Raw genomic sequence first — 6195 nt, forward strand, 5'->3', positions numbered from 1 at the left:
TCTTTGTCGCCGCCAATAACCGTTACCCATTGGCTTGGCTTTTGTTGCAAAGCCTGCTGAACAACAGGGGACAGGTTGTCGACGTCAATTGCGTCCTGTGTGTTTTTAGCATCTAACTGGAACGATGGCGCTGTATTTTCGGCAGTCCAAAGACCTGGGTGATGTAATTTGTGCTGATGTTGAGTTTTCATAAGGTCGCTCCGTTTCTGATAACACCGACGGCAAGTCCTTCAATGGCAAAAACCTGCTCTGCCAGATTGACAGTAATGGTCGAGAAATCTTCATTTTCAGGATGAAGCAAAATAGTTTTTCCACGCTGTTCAAAACGCTTTACAGTGACATCGTCTTCTACGCGGGCAACGACTATCTGGCCGTTACGAGCTTGCTCGGTTTTATGCACAGCCAGTAAGTCGCCGTCTAAAATGCCAATGTCTTTCATGCTCATGCCGTTTACTTTCAGTAAGAAGCTGGCAGCAGGATGAAATAGAGACTCGTCAATTTTATAATGACCTTCAACGTGCTGTTCGGCCAGCAAGGGCTCCCCGGCTGCAACCTGGCCAATCAACGGTAGGCCATCAGCGATGTCGTAGTCATCGGCTACAAGACGAATACCGCGCGACATACCGGGTAAAATTTCAATAACCCCTTTGCGTGCCAGAGCTTTTAAATGCTCTTCTGCGGAGTTGGCAGAACGAAAGCCCAGCTTATGAGCTATTTCTGCACGCGTTGGCGGCATACCAGTGGCGTGTAGGTTATCCTTAATAAGTTCAAGGATTTCAGATTGTCTTGGTGTTAACGGGCGCATAATGTACCTGTTTATTTGTACAGTGATACTGTGAGTATATACAGGTAAATTCATTTCGCAAGTAATTTCTTGAACGACAAATTTAAACGAACTTGGTATCCTATCTTTCTGTTTAAAACAGAGGTCTAAGTATGAAAGGAATAAGTCGCTTTTACCCAGTCTTTAAGTACCCGTTGCGTTGGTTAACACGCTTTCAGGAAATTTGGGACGGTACTGAAGAAGAGCATGAAACCACAATTGCTAAGCCCATTGTGTATGTCATGCGCTCAACGTCTAAAGCAGACTTATCCATTTTACAAAGAGCTGCAGCAAAACGAGGTCTGCCTGACCCGACCGAGCCTTTAGTGGTTGACGGTAAAAGCTATGACCGAATTATGTTCCTCGAAGAGTTTGCTGAAGAAACCTCCGAGCAGACCGTTTCAGAATTTCATCAACTGCTGACCTTACACAAAGACAATGCAGAGCTCGACGTGCAGCTTGTTCCTGCAGGTGTGTTCTGGGGACGTCAGGCCGGGCAGGAAGCCAATGCCGGTAACGCTATGACAGGGGATCTTGATAACCCGGGCCACTGGCGCAAGTTTTGGTTGGTGTTGTTTTCTGGTCGCCAGGTTTTACTTCGTTTCTCGCGAGCTGTCAGTCTGGGCACAATGGCACATGACCATGGTACCGATATGCGCATCGCCCATAAATTGGCGCGAGTTGCACGGGTGCACTTTGTGCGTATGCGTCACGCTGTTGCCGGTCCTAAGTTAAGTCACAGAAAAGAACTAATGGCAGCACTGATTGATACCCCTGCCTTAAAAAAGGCTGTAGCAGATGAAGCCCGGGGTAAGAAAATCAGCGAAGAAGCAGCGCGTAAGCGTGCCTTATCTTACATTGATGAAATTGCAGCGAATTACAGTTCGACCTTAGTTCGTGTACTTGACCGCTTTATGACCTGGATGTGGAACCGTATTTATAACGGTATTCATGTCAAAGGTGGCGATACTATCCGAAGGTTGGCACAACAAGGGCATGAAATTATTTACGTCCCTTGCCACCGCAGCCACATGGATTACTTACTGCTGAGTTATGTGATTTATAAAGAGGGACTGGTACCGCCGCATATTGCCGCAGGGGTTAATCTTAACTTCTTTCCTGTTGGGGGGATTTTCCGCCGTGGCGGCGCTTTCTTTATTCGCCGCAGCTTCCGGGGTAACAAACTGTATTCAGCCGTTTTTCGTGAATATTTGTGCTGGTTGTTTCAAAAAGGCTACCCGGTGGAATACTTCAGCGAAGGTGGCCGCTCCAGAACCGGCCGCTTATTACCGCCTAAAACCGGTATGCTGGCAATGACCGTTCAGGGCATGCTGCGAGACCAGCAGCGTCCTGTGTCGCTGGTACCCGTGTACCTTGGCTATGAGCACATTATGGAAGTGTCGACTTACCTGAAAGAGCTGAAAGGTAAGGACAAAGAGAAAGAGTCGGTATTTCAAATTCTGAAAACCGTGACAAAACTAAAGAACTTTGGACAGGGTTTTGTAACTTTTGGCCAGCCCATCAACCTGAAACACCATTTAGACAAAAAGGCACCCACCTGGCATCAGTCTGTTACCCGTGGCGCGCAGGAGCCTGAGCGACCTAACTGGCTTAACCCGGTGGTAAATGGTTTAGCGGAGCAAGTAATGCAGGGTATCAACGATTCAGCGGCCGCCAACAGCGTTAACCTGACCGCTTTGGCGTTATTAAGCTCTGAGCACCATGCGTTATTAAAAGAAGAGCTTTTAGCGCAGTTAGAAGTGTATCTGGGGGTTCTGCGTGAAGTGCCCTACAGCAATTTAGTGAGTGTTCCTGAAGAAACGCCGGAAGAATTATGGCAGCAGGCTCTCAGGACAGACAAGTTCACCGTCACTAGTGACACCATGGGTGAGGTAATTTCACTGGAGCGGATGTCGGCCATTGCGATGACTTACTATCGCAATAATATACTGCATATGATGGTTGTGCCGGGCATTGTGGCTTCCATTATTATGGCGAAAAAGAAAGTCAGCGTAGCGGAGATAGCGGCACGCACTCAGGCAATTTATCCTTCGCTCAAGGCGGAGTTATACCTAAGCCACAATGCGGATGACCTGCCTTTGTGGACAGAAGCCTTAGCAGAGGAACTGGCGCGGCAAAATCTGATCACACTGGAAGACGGTATCTGTACTATTGCGCAGCGCGAGAGTGCCGAGTGGTATCGTTTACGCTTATTAGCTAACAGTGCCAGTGAAACTCTGCAACGTTACTGTATCGTGCTGGAGTTGTTGCAACAGGCGCAGCCAATTATGCGTGCCGACCTGGAGAAGCAATCAATTACGCTGGCTGAGCGTTTAAGCTCAATTCACGGTATTGATGCGCCGGAATTTTACGACAAGAAAGTCATGTCGACGTTGATCGCCAGTTTAAAACAGCAAGGCCTGGTGGAAATTGACGACGACGGTCAGCAAATTGCTGCGCAACCGGTAGGTGAGTTAAGCGATCAGGTAGATGAGCTTATCGATGGTCCGGTACTGCAGACCATTCGCCAGTCGGTTGAGCACTTTGTTCAACAGTTAAAAGCACCAACCGATGACGAACAAAAACAGAGTGACTAGAACCAGTAGTGCAGCGCTAAACCAATAGCGAACACCATGCCGACATAGTGGTTATGCAGAAAAGCCTGGAAGCATTTTCCGGGCTCTCTGTGCCGTATCAGCCAATGTTGGTATCCGAACAGAAGCAATATCACGGCTAAACCCAGCCAGGCCCATATTTCGGCGGATAATAAATAAATCACCCAGGCCAGCAGCGCCAGAGAGACTAATTGCATAAGGCCAATGGCCAGGCGATCAAACCGGCCGAATAAAATAGCGGTGCTCTGCAGGCCAATTTTTAGGTCGTCCTCGCGGTCAGCCATGGCGTACTCGGTATCATAGGCCACGGTCCAGATAACATTGGTCAGGAATAATAGCCCGGCGATTAACCACTGCTCAGATTCCAGTGCAGTAAAGGCCATTAAAATACCAAAACTGAAGGCAATACCGAGAACCACTTGTGGCAGATGAGTCCAGCGTTTACAAAATGGATAAAGCGCGGCGACACCAGCGGCAAAAAAGCTGAGCATAACGGTCTGGGTATTAAGCTGCATGACAAGACCAAAGGCAATTGCTAACAGAGCAATAAAGCCTATCATGGCCTCCGTCGCCGATATTTTACCGGCAGGAATAGGCCGTTGACGAGTGCGGCGAACATGGCCGTCGAAGTTACGATCAGCAAAGTCATTAATAACGCAGCCGGCTGACCGCATAACAAAAGTTCCCAGCAGGAAGATAACCACAATACGCATGGGAGGGTTACCGGCACCGGCTATCATCAGTGCCCAAATAGTGGGCCAGGCAAGTAGGTAGGTGCCAATAGGACGGTCTGCTCTCATTAACTGCCAAAATGCGGCTAACTTTTGCATGCTAACTCCTTTTATTGCGACGAAAAGTTTCAGACGCTGAATACAGTGACGACGGCTCAAGGAATATCTCACTGACCAACAACTGTTCGCCCGCGGTTGAAAACATTCTTCGTCTGCCAAGCAGCGCGTGGTCCTTTTGAAACCATCGCTGGTTCAATTGTGCAACTGGGTGATCACCACCAACCGCTGCAACTTCTATATCGCCGCAGTGTAAATCGCTGCGGGCAAACAAGGACTCACCCAGTGACTGATTGCCAAGCTGTTGTAAGTTCAGCGTACTGGCTTGCTCCGCGCTTGGCGAAAACAGACTTCGGGCAAAAACCCACGGCTGCTTATCACAGTATAGTAGAACTTCACGAACTACGACGTTGAAGTTAAGGTTAAGTCGTTGCTTTTCTTCAGGGGTAGGCTCCAATACCTGCTGACCCAGTAATTTTACCGAAAAATTTCCACCGACTTCTTTCAGACGTTGCGTTAACGAACCTTCGTAAAGCAGCCAGTCGGCCTGCTCAGCTGTTAACTCGAATTGTTGTGGGGGCGACCACTGCAGCGCTTCGCTAACCGGAAAAGCGGGTGTTGGATAAAACTCTGTTGTCATTTGTGTTGGCGTTATTAAGCTCTGTCGCTATGATAGCAGAGAGAATTTAATTGAACAGCAATCGGGCCGGGTAGGGCTATGAAACTTCTGATAACAGTAGTAGCAAGTATTTTTCTTTGGTGCAGCAGTGTTTCTTCTGCCTCAGCACAGGATGTCTCTTACTATGGTTTTGAACCGGACATCACCACGAATTACCTGAAAGAAGGTAATGATTACCGGCTTGGGTTTATTCGAGTCGCCATTGAAGTGATGGTGCCAGACCCCAGCTACATTAGTGTGGTTGAGCATCACGCGCCGTTATTGCGCAATGCTTTTGTCTCAATTTTAAGTACCGCAACCGAACGTCAGGTCAGGACGATGACCGGCCGTGATCAGTTGCGCTTAAAGTGTGTGGAGCGAGCTCAGGAACTCATGCAGCAGGAAACGGGTAACCCGGTTATCCGCGATGTTATTTTCACTAAATACATTTATCAGTAGAGTTGCCGCATTTTAGGGTTTAACCAACGCACCACAAAGCCGGCAAAGCAGCCGGAAATGAGTCCGGCTAAGTGCGCCTCGTTGGCCACATTGACCCACAACATATCGGTGTAGCCAATGACCAGCCAAAGCAGCATAAAGATAATAAGGCCCGGTGGCAGATAAAGCGGGGTTGGGCGGTTAAAGCTGTATACCCAGCAAAAGCCAAGCAAGCCATAAACCACCCCTGACAGGCCGCCAAAGTTAGGTCCATTAAATAAATACTGAATAACGTTGGCTGTAATGCCACAAAATAACAGCAGAGCCAGTAACCAGGAGAACCCGAGAGAGCGCTCAACTCGTCCACCCAGATACCACCACCAGAACAAGTTAAACACTAGGTGCAGCGCCGTAAAGTGCATGAGTACCGGGGTAATAAAGCGCCACGGCTGCTCATAAGGCAGAGCTGAAAAGTAGATGCTGATTTTTAGCGTATCCAGAATGGTTTCCGGGTACATCTGAATGGCTGCAAATACCAGCAAGGTCAATACCGCAACGATACGCGTTAACCAGCCACTTTGTTTCAGTAAACTAAAAGACAAAGAGGTTGAATGCGATGCCGTGGCAGCCTTCTCCTGTACCGGTTCAGCGGCTAGCTCCGGGTTATCTTTAAACTGTTGAATCAATGTCTTAGCAGCGGCTTCATAGCTGCTTTGGTGTAACCACAATTCCAATTGCTCACCGCGTTCAGTAACGCTGACTGGCATGCCTTGCTGACGTAGATACTGATACAGCTTGTGCATCCAGTCTGAGTCGCGGCTGCTGAGCAATCGTCGCATGGTTTAGGTCCTTTCAGTGTGTTCAGGAAAAGAC

General features: G+C 48.5%; 6 protein-coding genes and 1 pseudogene. 2 read left to right on the forward strand and 5 right to left on the reverse strand.

What is annotated here, in order from left to right; all coding sequences use genetic code 11:
- Both B3180_RS03410 and lexA read right to left on the reverse strand, forming a co-directional pair.
- Positions 1-191, reverse strand: a pseudogene (locus tag B3180_RS03410) (SOS-response cell division inhibitor); the annotation flags it as partial.
- Positions 188-805, reverse strand: a complete 618-nt coding sequence (gene lexA, locus B3180_RS03415; protein WP_054490824.1) for a transcriptional repressor LexA — start codon at positions 803-805, stop codon at positions 188-190. The pseudogene B3180_RS03410 and the gene lexA, both read right to left, overlap by 4 nt.
- Before the next feature lie 131 nt (positions 806-936).
- On the opposite strand from lexA, the gene plsB reads away from it, so the two are divergent.
- On the forward strand, positions 937-3420 hold the full coding sequence (gene plsB, locus B3180_RS03420; RefSeq protein ID WP_278358616.1) for a glycerol-3-phosphate 1-O-acyltransferase PlsB: 2484 nt from the start codon (positions 937-939) through the stop codon (positions 3418-3420).
- Here the strand turns inward: plsB and ubiA are convergent.
- The gene (gene ubiA, locus B3180_RS03425; RefSeq protein ID WP_278358617.1) at positions 3417-4268 is read right to left on the reverse strand and encodes a 4-hydroxybenzoate octaprenyltransferase; all 852 of its coding nucleotides are present in this window, start codon (positions 4266-4268) and stop codon (positions 3417-3419) included. The genes plsB and ubiA overlap by 4 nt on opposite strands.
- A gap of 1 nt (position 4269) precedes the next feature.
- Complete coding sequence (locus B3180_RS03430; RefSeq protein ID WP_278355796.1) at positions 4270-4866, reverse strand: chorismate--pyruvate lyase family protein; 597 nt, start codon at positions 4864-4866, stop codon at positions 4270-4272.
- A gap of 78 nt (positions 4867-4944) precedes the next feature.
- Between B3180_RS03430 and B3180_RS03435 the strand changes: the two genes are divergently transcribed.
- Positions 4945-5343, forward strand: coding sequence for a flagellar basal body-associated protein FliL (locus B3180_RS03435; RefSeq protein ID WP_054490815.1), 399 nt, complete (start codon positions 4945-4947; stop codon positions 5341-5343).
- Here B3180_RS03435 and B3180_RS03440 read toward each other — a convergent pair.
- Entirely contained in the window at positions 5337-6161 is an 825-nt protein-coding gene (locus B3180_RS03440; protein WP_224797738.1) for a rhomboid family intramembrane serine protease, read from the reverse strand. The genes B3180_RS03435 and B3180_RS03440 overlap by 7 nt on opposite strands.
- Between the last annotated feature and the right edge of the window lie 34 nt (positions 6162-6195).

The organism is Idiomarina sp. UBA4206 (genome assembly GCF_002383015.1).
GTDB lineage: Bacteria > Pseudomonadota > Gammaproteobacteria > Enterobacterales > Alteromonadaceae > Idiomarina > Idiomarina abyssalis.